This is a genomic window from Actinomadura rifamycini DSM 43936, assembly GCF_000425065.1.
Lineage (GTDB): Bacteria > Actinomycetota > Actinomycetes > Streptosporangiales > Streptosporangiaceae > Spirillospora > Spirillospora rifamycini.
On sequence record NZ_AULB01000043.1, the window covers coordinates 1 to 16,069 of the forward strand.

Annotated in this window: 15 protein-coding genes; 6 read left to right on the forward strand and 9 right to left on the reverse strand. The window is 70.1% G+C overall.

What is annotated here, in order from left to right; all coding sequences use genetic code 11:
- Window positions 1–662: 662 nt before the first annotated feature.
- The 3 genes from H505_RS0131280 to H505_RS0131290 are packed head-to-tail and all read right to left on the reverse strand — an operon-like array spanning window position 663 to window position 2,485.
- A complete protein-coding gene (locus H505_RS0131280; protein ID WP_125621307.1) occupies window positions 663–1,022 on the reverse strand; it encodes a hypothetical protein in 360 nt (119 codons plus the stop codon).
- A 6-nt stretch (window positions 1,023–1,028) separates the two neighbouring features.
- Entirely contained in the window at window positions 1,029–1,862 is an 834-nt protein-coding gene (locus H505_RS45470) for a polyphosphate polymerase domain-containing protein (protein ID WP_051301372.1), read from the reverse strand.
- Entirely contained in the window at window positions 1,859–2,485 is a 627-nt protein-coding gene (locus H505_RS0131290) for a DUF4956 domain-containing protein (RefSeq protein ID WP_026405122.1), read from the reverse strand. Before H505_RS0131290 ends, H505_RS45470 begins: the two co-directional genes overlap by 4 nt.
- Window positions 2,486–2,669: 184 nt before the next feature.
- On the opposite strand from H505_RS0131290, the gene H505_RS45475 reads away from it, so the two are divergent.
- The 3 genes from H505_RS45475 to H505_RS0131305 are packed head-to-tail and all read left to right on the forward strand — an operon-like array spanning window position 2,670 to window position 5,177.
- Window positions 2,670–3,074 carry a hypothetical protein gene (locus H505_RS45475; protein WP_157433202.1) on the forward strand — a complete coding sequence of 135 codons (405 nt, stop codon included), beginning with the start codon at window positions 2,670–2,672 and terminating at the stop codon, window positions 3,072–3,074.
- Complete coding sequence (locus H505_RS45480) at window positions 3,064–4,521, forward strand: sensor histidine kinase (RefSeq protein WP_051301374.1); 1,458 nt, start codon at window positions 3,064–3,066, stop codon at window positions 4,519–4,521. Before H505_RS45475 ends, H505_RS45480 begins: the two co-directional genes overlap by 11 nt.
- Window positions 4,518–5,177: a response regulator transcription factor gene (locus H505_RS0131305; protein WP_026405123.1), complete on the forward strand. Its 660-nt coding sequence runs from the start codon at window positions 4,518–4,520 to the stop codon at window positions 5,175–5,177. Before H505_RS45480 ends, H505_RS0131305 begins: the two co-directional genes overlap by 4 nt.
- 25 nt (window positions 5,178–5,202) lie before the next feature.
- Here the strand turns inward: H505_RS0131305 and H505_RS0131310 are convergent, their stop codons facing one another.
- From H505_RS0131310 to H505_RS50275, 5 genes are all read right to left on the reverse strand, one after another.
- Window positions 5,203–5,790, reverse strand: a complete 588-nt coding sequence (locus H505_RS0131310; RefSeq protein ID WP_026405124.1) for an LURP-one-related family protein — start codon at window positions 5,788–5,790, stop codon at window positions 5,203–5,205.
- 140 nt (window positions 5,791–5,930) lie between these two features.
- The gene (locus tag H505_RS45485) at window positions 5,931–6,518 is read right to left on the reverse strand and encodes an LURP-one-related family protein (protein ID WP_051301375.1); all 588 of its coding nucleotides are present in this window, start codon (window positions 6,516–6,518) and stop codon (window positions 5,931–5,933) included.
- A 27-nt stretch (window positions 6,519–6,545) separates the two neighbouring features.
- Window positions 6,546–8,744 (reverse strand): DUF4132 domain-containing protein, encoded by a 2,199-nt coding sequence (locus H505_RS45490; RefSeq protein WP_051301376.1) that lies wholly within the window; start codon window positions 8,742–8,744, stop codon window positions 6,546–6,548.
- Window positions 8,745–8,891: 147 nt separating this feature from the next.
- Complete coding sequence (gene groL, locus H505_RS0131325) at window positions 8,892–10,520, reverse strand: chaperonin GroEL (protein ID WP_026405125.1); 1,629 nt, start codon at window positions 10,518–10,520, stop codon at window positions 8,892–8,894.
- Window positions 10,521–11,405: 885 nt separating this feature from the next.
- Window positions 11,406–12,002, reverse strand: coding sequence for a DUF6193 family natural product biosynthesis protein (locus tag H505_RS50275; protein WP_157433203.1), 597 nt, complete (start codon window positions 12,000–12,002; stop codon window positions 11,406–11,408).
- Between the two features lie 787 nt (window positions 12,003–12,789).
- Here H505_RS50275 and H505_RS49420 point away from each other — a divergent pair.
- Together H505_RS49420 and H505_RS50280 are read left to right on the forward strand one after the other, a co-directional pair.
- A complete protein-coding gene (locus H505_RS49420) occupies window positions 12,790–13,029 on the forward strand; it encodes an Lsr2 family DNA-binding protein (RefSeq protein ID WP_245592673.1) in 240 nt (79 codons plus the stop codon).
- Window positions 13,030–14,004: 975 nt separating this feature from the next.
- A complete protein-coding gene (locus tag H505_RS50280) occupies window positions 14,005–14,853 on the forward strand; it encodes a DUF6881 domain-containing protein (RefSeq protein WP_051301378.1) in 849 nt (282 codons plus the stop codon).
- Window positions 14,854–15,192: 339 nt separating this feature from the next.
- Here H505_RS50280 and H505_RS0131340 read toward each other — a convergent pair whose 3' ends face one another.
- Entirely contained in the window at window positions 15,193–15,444 is a 252-nt protein-coding gene (locus H505_RS0131340; protein ID WP_157433204.1) for a hypothetical protein, read from the reverse strand.
- A 117-nt stretch (window positions 15,445–15,561) separates the two neighbouring features.
- Here H505_RS0131340 and H505_RS0131345 point away from each other — a divergent pair, with 117 nt between their 5' ends.
- Complete coding sequence (locus tag H505_RS0131345; protein ID WP_026405127.1) at window positions 15,562–16,035, forward strand: NUDIX hydrolase; 474 nt, start codon at window positions 15,562–15,564, stop codon at window positions 16,033–16,035.
- The last annotated feature ends 34 nt before the right edge of the window (window positions 16,036–16,069 follow it).

Here is a 16,069-nt window from a genome sequence, read left to right on the forward strand (position 1 = left end):
TTCGTCCTGAGCCAGGATCAAACTCTCCATTAAGGTCTTACCGACCCTTCGGGGGCGAACCCGAAGAGCCAAACCTTGGAAACAATCCCGGCAATGCACCACTCGGGTGCTTGCCTCAAAGAAATCCCCAGCCTCACATCCCCTGACGGGGATGCAGGGCCTCGGGGGTGATCCGGCCTGCCGGCCGAATCGTTAAAGGCACTGGCTTTTAACACGCTGTTGAGTTCTCAAGAAACGGACACCCACCGTGCTCGACCGGCTTTCGCTGGTCTCGCCCCGGGGCGACTGTTCTTACTTTATCGGTTCCGGCCGGCTTGTCAATTTCCGGCTTTTCCCGATGCCTTTCGGGTTCCGCTTGCGCGGTTCCTTCCGGGCGGTGGTGCTATTTCATCAGATCCGGCCGGTTTGTCAAAATCGGCTGTTTCCGACCCACCACCGATCGGCGGACACGGCGGAGCCGCATCTGCTTGGTCGGGTGTGGTTCCCCTTCGGGCCGGCCGCCTCTCGGCGTCCTGGCTCCCCTGTGGGGCGGAGAGAACATTATGCCCCCGGGGTCGGAACGTCAAACCAGCGCGCGGGGATTTTTCTCCGGGCCGGTCGGCGGGTGCCGGAAAAGTCCCGGAGGCGGGCCGCTCACCTGCGCTGATGCCCGAAAACGGGCGTCAGGCGGACTGGGCCAAGTAGCCGCCGAGGAACAGGATCCCCTCGGCGCCCACCCAGAGGAACGCGGCGGCGGTCAGCATCATTCCGAGCCGGTCCGGGTGACGCCGGACACGCGGCAGCGCCAGCGCGGCGAGCGTGATGGCGACCGCAGGGATCACGACGGCGAGCGACGCGAGGACGGAGTTCTGGAAGCTCGTCGCGCACGCGGGGTCGTGGACGCCCCCCGCTTCGCAGAACGCCTGCTCGCCCCAGCCGCCGAACGCGGTGAACGTCCAGAGCGCGGCGAGCACCACGTCGGCCACCGCGGGGATCGCGGGCGAGATCCACCACTCGCCGGTACGTCTCGGAGCGACTTGCACGTCGCCTTATCTACCCCGCCACGGCCTGTTCCAAAGGGGGTGCGCGGCACCGAAATAGGCCCGTATCGCGGGCCGCCACGGGTTCGCCGGGACGCCCGGGTAGAGGACGGCCACGGCCACGCAGTACTTGCTGATCCTCACCGGACGGACGCCCTGGTCACGCAGGATCCGGTCCACCGGGGCCTCGCCGCCCGCGGACTTCGACTCGATGAGGACGACGCCCGGATCGGCGGCCATCGTGGTGCCGGCGCCGTCGGCGCACGTGAGGGCGGTGTCGAAGGTCACGCGTCCCGGACCGGACAGCTGGACGAGCGTCGAGCGCAGGTAGTCGGTCGTCGCGCTGGTGACGACGGCCCGGGGCGGGTTCGTCCGGTACGCCGACAGCAGGACGTCCTGCAGGAAGGCGCGCGCGGTGCCGTCGAGGGTCGCGCGGCGGGCGGCGTCGTAGGGCATGCGGCGCTTGTCGGTGGCGTTGCGGGCCCCCGACAGCTTCACCTCGAACATGCACTCGCCGCTGTCCATGTAGGTGCGGGTCCGCATCTTGTAGCGCTGCCGGCGGCCCTGCCGGTGCTGGCGGAACGTGAGGAGGTTCGGGGTGTCGAAGTAGGTGGAGGAGTAGCGGAAGGCGCGGCGCCCGTCGATCTCGAGGGCCGCGTACTCGCCGTCGAGGCGCGGGAGCATCGCGGCGCACAGCTCGGCGGGCACCAGGTACTTGCGGTCGACGCGGGTCTGGAGTTCGGCGCGGTCGAGGACCTGGGCGAGGGACATGGACGGCAGCGCCCCGGTGAGGCGCGCGACCGCGGCGGTCCCGTCGACGGCCAGGTCGGTGAGGACGGTCATCGCGCTTCGCCTCGGACGGACCACGCGGGACGCGTCGGGTACGGGGTGGCGACGTCGGCGGGGCGCGGCTTCTGCTCCGCCCGCCGGTACCGGACGTCGACGATCGAGACGTCGCGCACGTAGTCGACCTCGGTCACGGTGCAGGACAGGACGGTTCCGCCGAGGCGGTGCTCGAGGTCGGCGTGCAGGGCGGCGGGGTCGGCGTGGACGACGTCGAGCGTCACGACCCGGCGCTGGGTGCGGGGCGCGAGGCGGGGGTGGTCGGCGACGTACATCATCGCGAGCAGCACCGCGTCGAGCAGGACGGCCAGCCACGGGATGACGGCGGCGATGCCGTTGACCAGGCCGAGGGCGAGGGCGACGAAGTAGTAGCCGACCTCCTCCTGGGTGATGGCGTCCGAACGGAGCCGGATGATCGACAGGACGGCGAAGAGCCCGAACCCGACGGCGACGTCGGCCCGTTCGGCCAGCAGCAGCGAAACCACCGTGAAGACTCCGACGTTGACCGCTATGTAGGCCAGCCGCAGGTCCTTGCGGTGGTGCCGGCGGAAGTAGATCACGTGCGCGAGCACGGTGATCGCGGTCAAGTTCGCGGCGAGGCCGTACAGGACGTGTTCAGCCACAGGTTCCTCCTGATTGCGGTCCGGTTCATGGAGTACGGTCCCCGGCCGCGATGGGAGTCGGGTGAGAGCTGCATGAAAGAGCGTTCATGGAGCGCGTGGCCTGCGGGGCGGCGCCTCGGGCGGATGAAAGCCTTTTCATGCGCGCTTAACCGTGGGTTCGGCGGCCGCGTGCGAGGTTGGCACCATGTCGGTTTCAGTACGCAGGTGGTGCCTGGGCGCCGCGGTGGGCGGGGTGCTGCTCCTCGCGGCGCTGGTGGGGGTCGTCCAGGCGCGGGAGAGCACGCCGCCGTCGCTCGGCGGGACGATCGAGGTCAGCAGGTCGCCGGGGACGACGGGCGGGCCCGCCCCGTCCGGCCCGGCCGGGGCGTCCGGCGGCGGGGGCGGCGGGGGTTCGGGGACGTCGCCGGGCGGGGGCGCGGTGCCGGTGCCGGGCGAGGGGCCCGGCGGGGGGCCGGGCGGGCAGGCGGTGTCGCCGCCGCCGGTCCAGCCGAGCGACGACGATGACGACGGGCCCCACGGGGACGACGGAGCGAACGGGGCCAATGGGGACGACGGAGTCAACGGGGACGACGACCGCGATGACGGGTGAGGTTCGGGCGACCGCGCGGGCGCGGATCGTCGGCTGGATGCTGCTGCTGGTCGGGCTGGCGCTGGCCGGGTCGGTGACGGTGACGTGGTCGGTGCTGTCGGCGCGGTTGAACGACCGGGTGAACAACGAGCTGACGCACGAGGCGAACAAGCTGCGCAGCTACATGAAGAACGGCGTCGACCCCGCCACGGGGCGGCGGCCGGCGAACCTCACCGAGCTGCTGCGGGACTACCTCGTCCACAACCTGCCGGACGGCTACGAGACGTTCTTCTCCGTGGTGGACGGGCGCACCGAGAACCGCAGCGCGCAGGCGCCGCTGGCGCGGCTCGACCTGGACCCGGCGTTCGTCGCGAAGGCGGCGCGGGCGAAGCAGCCGACGTACGGGTGGGCGGAGTCGAGCGCGGGCGACGTCCGGTACGCGGTGCTGCCGGTGCGGATGGCGGACGATCCGCGGCAGGCGGCGCTCGTCGTCGTCGAGTTCCGGGACGCGCTGCGCGAAGAGGTGAACGAGACGACGCGGGTGCTCGGGTTCACCGCGTTCGGGGCGCTCGCGGTGGCGGGCGTGGTCGGGTGGCTCATCGCGGGGCGGGTGCTCGCGCCCATCCGGCTGGTGCGGCAGACCGCCGAGCAGATCGGCGAGTCGGACCTGACGCGGCGGCTGCTGGTGCGCGGCAACGACGACGTCGCGGCGCTCGCGTCGACGTTCAACCGGATGCTGGACCGGCTGGAGTCGGCGTTCGCGGCGCAGCGGCGGTTCCTGGACGACGCGGGCCACGAGCTCCGCACGCCCATCACCGTCATCCGGGGGCACCTGGAGCTGATGGGCGACGACCCGGACGAGCGCGAGGAGACGCGGGCGCTGCTGATGGAGGAGCTCGACCGGATGAACCGGATGGTCAACGACCTCATCATGCTCGCGAAGGCGGACCGTCCGGACTTCCTGGACCTCGGCGAGATCGACCTCGCCGACCTGACGGTGGACGTCGTCGCGAAGTCGCGGGGGCTCGGCGACCGGCGGTGGCGCGTCGGCGCGGTCGCGGAGGTGCGGGTGCTCGGCGACGCGCAGCGGCTGACGCAGGCGCTGATGCAGCTGGCGTCCAACGCGGTGCGGCACACCGGCGACGGCGACACGGTCGAGGTGGGGTCGGCGGTGCGGGACGGGTCGGTGCTGCTGTGGGTGCGCGACACCGGGCCGGGCGTCCCCGCCGAGGACCGCGAGCGGATCTTCGAGCGGTTCGTCCGGGCGGGGTCGGGGCCGCGGCCGGCGGAGGGGTCGGGGCTGGGACTCGCGATCGTCGCGTCGATCGCGAAGGCGCACGGCGGCGCGGTGAGCGTGCACAGCCCGCTGGAGGGCGGCGCCCAGTTCGTCCTCGACATCCCGCTGCGCCCGGTGGTCGACGCGAGCGCCACCACGGTCGTCATGGCGGCGCCGGAGGTGACGCGGTGAACCGGATCCTGATCGCCGAGGACGAGCGGCGCATCACGTCGTTTCTGGAGAAGGGGCTGCGCTCGAACGGGTTCACGACGTCGGTCGTGGCGGACGGGCTGTCGGCGTACGAGCACGCGCGGACGGGCGAGTTCGACCTGATGATCCTGGATCTGGGCCTGCCGGTGCAGGACGGCTTCACGGTGCTGCGGCGGCTCCGCGGCGAGCGCGTCACGATGCCGGTGATCATCCTGACGGCGCGGGACACGGTGGCGGACACCGTCGCGGGCCTGGAGGGCGGCGCGGACGACTACATCGCCAAGCCGTTCGCGTTCGAGGAGCTGCTCGCGCGCGTCCGGCTGCGGCTGCGCACGGAGCGGATCCCGGAGGCGACCGTGCTGCGCGCCGGGGACCTCGACCTCGACCTGCGGACCCGGCGGGCCCGCATCGACGGGCGGACCGTCGAGCTGACCGCGCGCGAGTTCGCCCTGGCCGAGGTGTTCTGCCGGCACCCCGACCAGGTGCTCACCCGCGAGCAGCTCCTCAGCCAGGTGTGGGGGTTCGACTTCGATCCGGGGTCGAACATCGTCGACGTCTACATCCGGTACCTGCGGCGGAAGCTGGGCACGGCCCGGATCGAGACGGTCCGCGGCGTCGGCTACCGGCTGCGCCCCTGACCGCGCGCCGCCCGGAGGCGCGCGGTCAGGTGATGTCCTTCGACTCGTGCAGGTTCATGTCCATGACGATCGCGGTCACCGCGGCCATCGTGCGCAGCGGCTCCGGCACCGGGTCGAAGATCTCGACGTCGTACTTGTCGGCCGTCGTCAGCAGGTGGGTGACGACCCCCGCCCACTTCTTGCGGACGTGCGCGACCTTCTTCCCGTCCTTGTCGCGGACCTGGAAGTTGTTGCGCGGGATGTCCACCTCGACGTCGCCGACCACCGTCCCGTCCTTGTCCCGGACGGCGTAGAAGCGGCCGACGCGGCGGGTGGCGAACGCCCCGACGACGTCCCCGTCGGGGCGGCGCACCTCGGTGAGCGAGCGCCCCTTCTGCTTGTCGACGACGAGGACCGGCTCGCCGTCGGGCGTGCTCAGCAGCACCGCGCGGGCGTCCAGGTCCGACTTGCCGGGGAAGGCGGTGCGGAGCGCCTCGCCGCGCCGCCGGTCGGTCTCGTCGGCGACGGCGACGGTCGTCCCGTCGCCGTCCATGACCCGGTACTTCGACTTCGCGAACGGGCCCCTGCGGGGCTGCTCGACCCTGAACACCGGGGAGCTGAACACTTCGCTCACGCGTCCTCCCGCCTTCCCGGCCCGCGGACGCGGGCCGCTTCCGTGGCGGACGGCGCGCGGCCCGCGCCGTCCAAGCGGCGATCCTGCCAAGGGCCGCGCGCCAGGGAAAGTCCCGGACGGTCCACGGTTCCGTGCGGGGGTCAGCCGGGGAGCCAGTCCTTGCCCTCGTAGAGGATCAGGTCGATCGCCATCGGCGACATGACGACCAGGGTGCGCAGGGGGTCGGCGGACGGCCGGTGGATCTCCAGCCGGTACTTGTCCGCGCTGAGCGCCATTTCGGTCGCGAACCCCTTCCATTTCTTGTCCATCTGCGCGACGTGCGTCCCGTTCGCGTCGACGATCCTGAACTTGCGCTGCCACGGGCCCGCGTCCATCCCGCCGATCGGGCGCTCCGCCGCGTCCAGGATGTCGAAGGCGTGCCGGCGTTTCACCGTCCTCCGGAACATCCCGACCGGGGCGCCGTCCGGCAGCGCCACCTGCGCCCAGTCGAACCCGGCCTGGACGGTGAGCAGCGGGTGCCCGTCCGGGGTCTCCACGTAGACGACGCGGCCGGAGCCGCCGTCGCCGAGGATGACCCGGAACGTCTTCTTGAGCGTCGAGACGTCGTCCTCGGCGGCGCGCGCCACCAGCGTGCCGTTGCCGTCGAACACCTTGTACTCGGAGCGGGCGGACGGGGCCCGCCGCGGCTGGTCCACGGTCAGCACCGGGGAGTCGAAGAGCCGGTACACGGCCGGTACTCCTTCACGTAGGGGACGTCACCCCAGGCCGGCGATGTCGGCCAGGAGTTCGGAGGCGGTGACGGGGTCGAGCGTGTCGCGCGGCGGCGCGGTGAACCGCACCTCCCGCAGCGTCTGCTCGGGGAAGACGTCGACGGAGCCGACCGCGATGCCCGGGGTCAGCTCGACGACCAGGCCGCGCGCGTCCCCGGGGAGGCGGCGGACGACCGAGTGGAAGACGCCGCCGTCCTCGGCGGGCCCGCGCTCCCAGCCCTTCCGCAGCAGCCCGAGGATCGCGCCGGTCGGGACGGTCGCGCCCGCGAAGCGCTCCAGCCGCCCGGTGTCGCGCTCGCTGCCGGCGAGTTCGTCCACGTGCCGTCCGAGCTGCGGGAACGGCTGGACGATCTCGTAGTCGGCGAACAGCTCGGCCCACGCCGCGACCGCGTCGCCGAGGTCGAGCGGGTGCGCGATGCCGATCCGCGCGTCCGCCGGGAGCCGCACCGGCGCGTCGGCGGCGTCGGCGAACGTCCGGTCCTCGGCGATCCGGAACGCCGTCCCGCCGGTCGTCCAGACGAGCCGGCGGGCGATGTGCCGCAGCAGCGGATGCTCGACGAAGTACTGCTCGAACTCGCCGGCGGTCCACCGGCGTCCGGTCGCCATCGCGCGTTCGAGGCGGCGGATCTGGTCGCCGGCGAGGCCGCGCACGTCCTTCTTGAGCGCCGCGAACCGCCGGTACGCGGCGGGGGCGAGGTCGGCGTCGTCCTTCGCGCCGGGCTTCGGGAGGGCCGTGCGGTGCTTGCCGGCCTCGTCGATCACGAACGGCCGCAGCTCCTCGTCGAACCCGACGGTGAAGCGGCGGGGGCCGTAGTCGAGGACGAGCGTCCCGGCGTCGTCGAGGCCGAGGTCCGGGACGAGCCGGTCGGCGAGTTCGTCCGCCGACAGCCCGCGCGCCTTCGCCACCATGGCCAGGCACTTCTCGGCCGTCTCGCGGCGGCCGGGGGCGGACGCGCGCTGCGCGACGCGGTGCAGCTGGGTCAGCGCGGTGTCGGTGCCGATCGCCCGCAGCACCTGGACGGCGTGCTTGTCGCTGCCCGCTCCCGGCCACTTGAGCAGCAGGGTGCCGAGCCGCCGGACGGCGTCGTCGTCGGCCAGCAGGCAGAGCTGGTCGAGCACCCAGCCGCTGCGGGACGGCGTGCGCTCGGCGATCCAGCGCTCGAAGACCGCCCGTCCGAAAGCGGCCAGCGACGCGCGGTCGCACCGCTCCAGGACCTCGCCGAGCTCGGCGTGCGTCCGCAGCTCCCCGTACCACGGGAGGGTCGAGAAGGTGAGGGCGCCGATGAGGTTCTCGACCGCCTCCGGCGGCAGCACCCGTCCGTCCAGCAGCCGGACCTCGGGCAGCGCGTCCCGGTCCAGCCAGCTGGCCTTCGGCGGCCTGACGGGCTTGGCGGGCTTCGCGGACGGCTCGTCCCGCGGGGCGTCCTCGGTGAGGAACCCCTCGACGGCCTCGGCGGCACGGTCGCCGTACGGGCGGGCGGCGTCCACCACGGCGGGGACGCCCTGCCGGGACGCGATGTGGGCGAGCGCCGCGCGGGCCTTGTCGCGCGGGATGCGCGCCTTGCCCAGCGCGCCCGGCACCAGGAACGGCACCGCGTCGGCGCCGTGCCGGGCGAGCCACTCGGCGGCGAGGCGGCGGCCCGACCCCTGGGAGAACCAGTGCGCCATCAGCACGGCCGTGTCCAGGTCGAGCAGGGGCAGCAGCGCGTAGGAGCCCCGGCCGCGGTCGACCTTCGCGTGCGGGAACACGACGTGGTGGACGTCGAGTTCGAAGCGGGCCAGCAGCGCCTTCAGATCCTCGCCCCGGGGGCCCCAGCCGCCCTTGGGGCTGGTGCCCCAGTCGGCCAGCAGCGGCCGGACGAGTTCCTCGGGCCCCCGCTTGAACATGTACGACTGGTTCGGGGTGTAGGTGACCGTCCCGTCCTTATACGCCTGGACGAATCCCTCCCACCCTTCGCTTTCCAGGATCGCTTTCTCTTTGTCGGAGAGATAGGACTGCCGGTCGCACAACTGCAGCCATTCCTCCCGCTCGCCCTCCGCCCACACGAGGCGCCGGTCGGCGGGCGGTTCCAGTCCCGGGACGAGCGTGACCGCCTTCTCTGCGGCCTTGGTCGCCTCGCGGTACGCGCGGGCGTCCCTCTCCCAGGGCGGGTCGACCAGCAGCCTGGGCAGCGCGTCGCTCATCCCGATCCTTCCGACGTCGGTGAATGTGAGGATCGGACGCACGTGTTCGAAGATCGGTTCACTGGTTTTCGGGGACGCGAAAGGGGGCGGTCCCGCAGGACCGCCCCCTTGGCGCCGTTCACCCGGTGCGGGCGGACGTGGACCCGATCAGAAGTCCATGCCGCCGGCGTCGGGCATGCCGCCCGCCGGGGCCGCGTTCTTCTCGGGCTTCTCGGCGATGACGGCCTCGGTGGTCAGGAACAGCGCGGCGATCGACGAGGCGTTCTGCAGCGCGGACCGGGTCACCTTGGCCGGGTCGAGGATCCCGGAGTCGAACATGTTGACGTAGTCGCCGGTGGCGGCGTTCAGGCCCTCGCCCGGGGTCAGGTTGCGGACCCGCTCCACCACGACGCCGCCCTCGAGGCCGGCGTTCACGGCGATCTGCTTCAGCGGCTCCTCGAGAGCGCGCTTGACGATGTTGGCGCCGGTGGCCTCGTCGCCCTGCAGCTCGAGCTTGTCGAACGCCTTGGTGCCGGCCTGCAGCAGCGCGACGCCACCGCCGGGGACGATGCCCTCCTCGACCGCGGCCTTGGCGTTGCGGACGGCGTCCTCGATGCGGTGCTTGCGCTCCTTGAGCTCCACCTCGGTCGCGGCGCCGGCCTTGATGACGGCGACACCGCCCGCGAGCTTGGCCAGGCGCTCCTGGAGCTTCTCGCGGTCGTAGTCGGAGTCGGTGTTGTCGATCTCGGTGCGGATCTGGTTGACCCGGCCCGCGATCTCGTTGGCGTCACCGGCGCCGTCCACGATGGTGGTCTCGTCCTTGGCGACGACGACCTTGCGGGCGCGGCCCAGCATGTCGAGCGTGGTGTTCTCGAGCTTGAGGCCCACGTCCTCGCTGATGACCTGGCCACCGGTCAGGGTGGCGATGTCGCCCAGCATGGCCTTGCGGCGGTCGCCGAAGCCCGGGGCCTTCACGGCCACGGACTTGAAGATGCCGCGGATCTTGTTGACGATCAGCGTCGCCAGTGCCTCGGCCTCGACGTCCTCGGCGATGATCAGCAGCGGCTTGCCGGACTGCATGACGCCCTCGAGGACCGGCAGCAGGTCCTTGTTCGCCGACACCTTCCCCTGGACGATCAGGAGGTACGGGTCCTCGAGGACCGCCTCCATCCGCTCGGGGTCGGTCACGAAGTAGTGCGAGATGTAGCCCTTGTCGAAGCGCATGCCCTCGGTCAGCTCGAGCTCCAGACCGAAGGTCTGGCTCTCCTCGACCGTGATGACGCCTTCCTTGCCGACCTTGTCCATCGCCTCGGCGATCATCTCGCCGATCTGCTGGTCGCCGGCGGAAATGGAGGCGGTGGAGGCGATCTGCTCCTTGGTCTCCACGTCCTTGGCCAGCTTGGACAGCTCCTCGCTGACCCGCTCGACCGCGGCCTCGATGCCCCGCTTCAGCGACATCGGGTTGGCGCCCGCCGCGACGTTGCGCAGACCCTCGCGCACGAGCGCCTGGGCCAGCACGGTCGCCGTCGTGGTGCCGTCACCGGCGACGTCGTCGGTCTTCTTCGCTACTTCCTTGACGAGCTCCGCGCCGATCTTCTCCCAGGCGTCCTCGAGCTCGATCTCCTTGGCGATCGACACACCGTCGTTGGTGATCGTGGGGGCGCCCCACTTCTTCTCCAGCACGACGTTGCGGCCCTTGGGGCCGAGCGTCACCTTCACCGCGTCGGCGAGCTGGTTCATGCCCCGCTCGAGACCGCGACGGGCGTCCTCGTCGAACGCGATCATCTTTGCAGCCATAGGCTCCAAGTCCTCCCGGAACAAGGTGGCTTAGACGGATCGAGCCGACGCCCGCGACGGACGACCCCGGCCGACGACTGCCATTCCGCCGCCGCTCCGAGACCTCATCGTCCCGACCCAGACTGTGAAGTTGTCACTCTCCACAGTGGAGTGCCAACCGTTTTTTAGCACTCTACCCTGTCGAGTGCAAGCAACGCGCACCCTCGCCGGGGGAAGGTTCATCTACCTCCCGAAGCCCGCCCTGACCAGTGCTGGAGCCCCTCGAAGAGCCGTCCGGAGTGTGCCGTGATGCTCCACTATGCGCGGCCGTACGCCGGTATTCACGGAACCGCTGTTCCGCCAGAGCGACAGGCACGCATGACGCAGGTCGTACGAACGCCGAGCCAGCGGCGTAGCCAGTCGGGCAGGTGTCAGGACGTGTTCCCGAGCCCGCCGCCAGACGTTCTCGTAACTGACCGACACGAGCCGGTTGCCCCGCTGACTGCGGAACAACCGACCGTCCTCGGCCGTCCCGAACCGCTCGACATGCGCCCGCAGGACGGCCACCAGCTCAGACGCGGCCGGAACCGGACGCTTCACCCCCTCGGCCCGAGCCTTGAGGCCCCGCGGTTGGTGAAACCGGCCGTCGTCCGTCCACTGCTTACCGGCCGCAGGACTCGACCCGCCCAGGAGGAGCCGCCCCCATCCGGTTGCCGGAAGTTCGCAGTCCCTCAACCTGAGGTCCACCGCCTCCGAGGGCCGCAGGCCAGCGAAGTACAGGCAGGCGAAGAACCCGAAGAGGTGCCGGCCCACCCGAGGCGCCACGACCGGAACCGCCGCGATCAGCACCCGCGCTTAGTCAGGGTTGCATTGAGAGTTGCTCGCCCCAACCCCTCACCGGTCGCCTTACCCAAGATCCTTCGGAAGTCGGGCTACGGCCATAGCGACCGCCTCCGCAGGTGTGGCAACCCGGGCAAGTTCTGGGCCGTTCAACCGTTTCCGGACCGTGTAGCCGCCGTCCCGGGAAGCGATCAGGGTGACAAAGCTTCGGGTGAACGGGTACGGGGTGGCTGAGAAGCATAGTGCCCAGTGGCTGGTGTAGGGATAGAGTCTGCGTATTTTTGGTTCGGCGTAGGCGACCTCGATGAGTGCCCGATACTCAGGCCAGTCGATTTGCCGGGACTCCTTGAGCATAAACTGCCATTCTGCAGCGATGACGTCAGGGAGATTGCCGTCAGGCACCTCGCCGCGCCCGGTGAGTATGTCAATGGGAACACCATTGGCAATCTCATTGAGACCGGCACCTTTTGCCCAGCCCTCTATGACCTCGAGAAGTTGATCCAGGTCATCAGTGACCCCGTTGATCAGATTACCGTTGTTCGCCGAGCCAACGACCCACCATCTGCGCTCAAAATGCCAGGCACTTACGGACAGTTCGCCGCGATGTGAGAGGACGCTTTTGATTGTGGCGTGACGTAGCGGATCACGCTCGGAGGTCATCATGTCAAGCGACAGACCTATAGCGGCCGCAGCGGCGTTGAGGGCAGCCGCGAGCCCCCCAGCGCGGCCACCTCCGGATACAATTTCGCCGGGTCCGGTTCTTTTCTCATTACTACTCCGATCACCACACGATCGAGGAGAGCCCAGTCTAGATGCCCGCCCCCTTCCGACTCCCGTTCGCTCCCGGACAACCGACGGCGTGCCCGTTGCGTGCCCGTCGGAGCGGACGATCACGGGCGCGTGCGGTCGCCAACGGGGTTGAGGGAGCGCAAGGGCAGGTCAGCGGGTTGGCTTGTGATTGCTGATCAAAGGATGAGACATCCCAAGCTGGCGACGCGGAGCAATCACGGAACGGACGGCGCCGGAGGTGGGGTCCCGGGCCGCCCGTTTGCTGGTCAGAGGCGTCTAGTCGTCTTCTTGTTCACTCACCCTGGCGACTGCAAGCAACGCGCCACCCTCGGCCGGGGGAAGATTCCAGCACCACCCTGACCAGCCCCGAAGCCCCCACCAGGGCCGTTCTCGTGTGTCGCCGGGGCACGCATGACGCAGGTCATACGGACGCCGAGCCAACGCCGTAGCGAGCTGGGCCAGCGGCGTCAGCCCCTACCTCGTCCACGACATGTGCGACGACATTGGGGTTGGCGCTCCAGAGCCCGACCGCAACGAAGGGCAGCGCGTTCACAAGCCTTTTCTTCCGCTGCACACCCTCCGCCTGCAACGACGCCGGCTTCCGCACCGTAACCCCAGCCGAAACCTTGCGCGCCCCGCTGAACATGCAATGCTGATCACCATGTCTGACGTCTACGAACGAGACGAGCAGGAAACCGATCTTTCCTATGCCCGCCGTATCGCACATGTCGAGTACGGGAGAAGGCTGCGCGCGTGGGCGAAAGAAAAAGGGCTCAGCGTGAATGAGAGAGGTCGTATCCCTAGCGCCGTCATGGCCATGTATACCGAAGCCACTGGGGACGACCTCACTGCAACGCTTGCACGAATCGACCGGGAACACGGGCAACCCGGCACCGACTGACTGACAAGCAGCCTCCGGCTACTCCGGCGTTTGACGTCCGCAGCCTGCCGAATTGCGCCTATTGAGATCGAGGCGGCGCCGCTCCGCGCCGCCGCAGGCCCGGCGGCTACGCCGCCCGGGGCGTGCGGCGTGGACCCCCGCGCGCCGAAGTACTCATTCGCGCGATGCCGCCCTTGCCGGGTTGAGGCCGTTCGCGCGAATAAGCACTTCGGAACGTCATGCGTCCATGCAGGAGGCGGCGCAAATGCCGCCCAAGAGCACGGTGCTGGTAAAGGTTGAGGTGGAGCCGTTCTAGAGAGTCAGTCGAGACCTGATCAGGTCGCGGACTGCACGTTGGCCTCTGGCTTCTTCCCAGTGCTCGATGCTGTTCGCCACCTGGGACCAGTCATCCAGGACCGAGGCAACCCACCTCCACTGACCGCGTGTCAGCTTCACGGAGACGATCTCGTCATTGGGCGGCCAGGCCCCAGACCCGGGGGCTCCCGGCGTCCAGTGTGCGACTTGGTCCCAGCCAGCCTCACGGACGCTGTGTCCTATGGCCCTGACGTTTTCAGTGTCCGGCTCCTCCGCCCGCGTACCTACTTCGTTGTCCACTGTGCCGTCAACGTAGTGCCATTGCCACATGGGCATGCTGATCGCCATCTCGACGTCATCTGGGGGGCAAGTCCATGGCCGGTCATCGTTGCCGCCCGGTCGATCGGCGTCAACGGCGAGCCGCGGCGCGGAGCAATCACGGAACGGACGGCACCGGACAGGGGGTACGGGCCGTCCGTTCGCTGGCCAGGGGTGTCTGCGCGCCCCCTCTCCGAAGGAAGGTTCGTCTACCGACCGCACTGGCCAGCGCGGGCCGGCTCCCGCACCACGGTGCGAGCCCCCGAAGGCGGCGTTCGTCCTCGCTCGGACGTGTTGCGGTGCGGCGTCGTCGCGTCCAAGATCTGCTGACCGCCATCGCGACAGGAAACGGAGCTGATCGGAATGCCCAGCGACGAGAGCCCCGCGTCGATCAGGCGGCACGAGTTGATACGGGAGATCGGCCAAGGGATCGTCGGTCGGGCGCCGGCGGGGTGGACCCGTATCGATGCGGTGTACATGGCCGCGGGAGACTGGCTTCATCGCCGCATCGACATTCGGACGGAGGCGGGCCCGTACGACGGCTCGCCCGGTCGTATCGATGCCGGGCCGGTGCGGGAACTGCGAGACGTCATGTCCGCACCGGGTGCGGGGACCTGGTTCACGATGTACCTGACCATCGAGCGTGGCGCCGATGTGGACGCGAGGTTCGATCGGGACGGTCGGCCGCCCATCGATGTCCCGATCGGGTCGGCGCTCGCGGTCGATCTCGAGAGGTATCCCCGGTCGGTGGTCCCGCAATGGATGCGTGACGACATCGCGGAAGCGGAGCGCCGGAGATCCGAGGGGGCGCGTCACGCTGCCGCCTCGGGCGTCCCTGCGCCAGAGGTCGTCGCCGCGGTGCTGGAGCGGATCGCCGGTGGTGCGCGACGTGTCGTCGACGCGGACGTTGATTCGATGGTCGATGAAATGCGGTACATCCGGATTGAGCGTAATGGTGCTCCGGTTGAGGGGCCTGTGGTCGCGTTCTGTGAGATCGATGAGGACGGGTACGAGAACCGCAAGGTCGAGGTCTTTCCCGACGGCGTCCTCGATTACGCGGGCGGGTTCGTGGAAGGCGAGACGACGCGGCTGGGCGATGACCCGGTGGGCACCGTAGCCGAGATTTCCCGACGACCCGGATTCACGGCGCACGAGATCACATCGGCAGAGTTTCGAGCCGCTTGGGCGGCGGCAGGCGGGTTCGAGGACTGATACTGCGGCGGTGTTGGCGCGGAGGCGGCCGCCGACCGGGCATGTCGGGGGTGTTCCGGGTCGGCGGGCCGCCCAGGACGTGGTGGACGACGCCGTTGCCGTGGTCGTCCGTGAAGTCGATCAGGTGCGGCACATCGCGATCGGTCATCGCCGCATGCCGGACAGCGAACGGCCGCCCCGGATTCGGTTCGGGGCGGCCGTCGGGAGTCGCTCTGCGCGCGTAACGCGGGACGCGCTCGGCCGCTGCTTGCCGCTGGCGTCCTGCTCGGAGCCATCGCGGAACGGACGGCGCGGGGGGCGGGGTCCCGGGTCTTTCGATTGCGGAGTGTGTCGATGCGCTCACGGGTGGGGGGTGTCGCTGTTTTCGAAGGTTCGCGCCACCCTTTCATGGACCTGCTGCCACAGGGTTTCGTGGGGTTCCGCGTCCATGCCCTCGGCTCGGAAGACCGCCTCCGTGAACGCGTCGACGTCCGGCGGCGGTGAGGCGCAGAGGGCGGCATGGTCCTCTGGCGGCAGGCAGAACCCGAGTTCGATGCACAGGTCGCGCAGCAAGGAGGCGACGTCCTCAGGGGGCAGCTGTTGAGCGCTCACGGTCCCCATATTGGCCGACATCGGGCCGGGCGGTCGGCTTTGCGGATTGTGGCCGCTTCTCGGGTCGCTGGGCGGGATGATGTCGTTGGAAACGCGGCGACGGTTCGGAGGGTCGGGGTGAGTTTTCGGCTGGGGGCTTATGGCGTGTGCATCGAGGACGGGCGGGTGCTGCTCGTCCGGTATGTGCCGCCGAAGGGGGCGACCGTGTGGACGCTGCCGGGGGGCGGGGTGGAGCACGCGGAGGACCCGTTCGACGCGGTCGTTCGCGAGGTCGCCGAGGAGACCGGGTACAGCGTGGTGGTCGAACGGCTGCTGGGCGTGGACTCGAGGGTGATCCCGGCGGCGGAGCGTGCCGTTCCGGGCGGGCCCGAGCACCAGAACGTCGGCGTCTTCTACCAGGTCCGCGTCACCGGCGGACGGCTCCGGCCCGAGCCGAACGGGGACACCGACGAGCCGGTCTGGACCCCGCTGCGGGACGTCGCGGGCCTGCAGCGGTCGTCGCTCGTCGATGTCGGGCTCGAACTGGCGCGGACGCTGCCGCCGACCGGCCATGTCGATCCCGTCCCGGTCGGCGGGCCGGTCCGGCACTGAGGCGGCATGGGAACGGCCGCTCCGGACGAGGCCG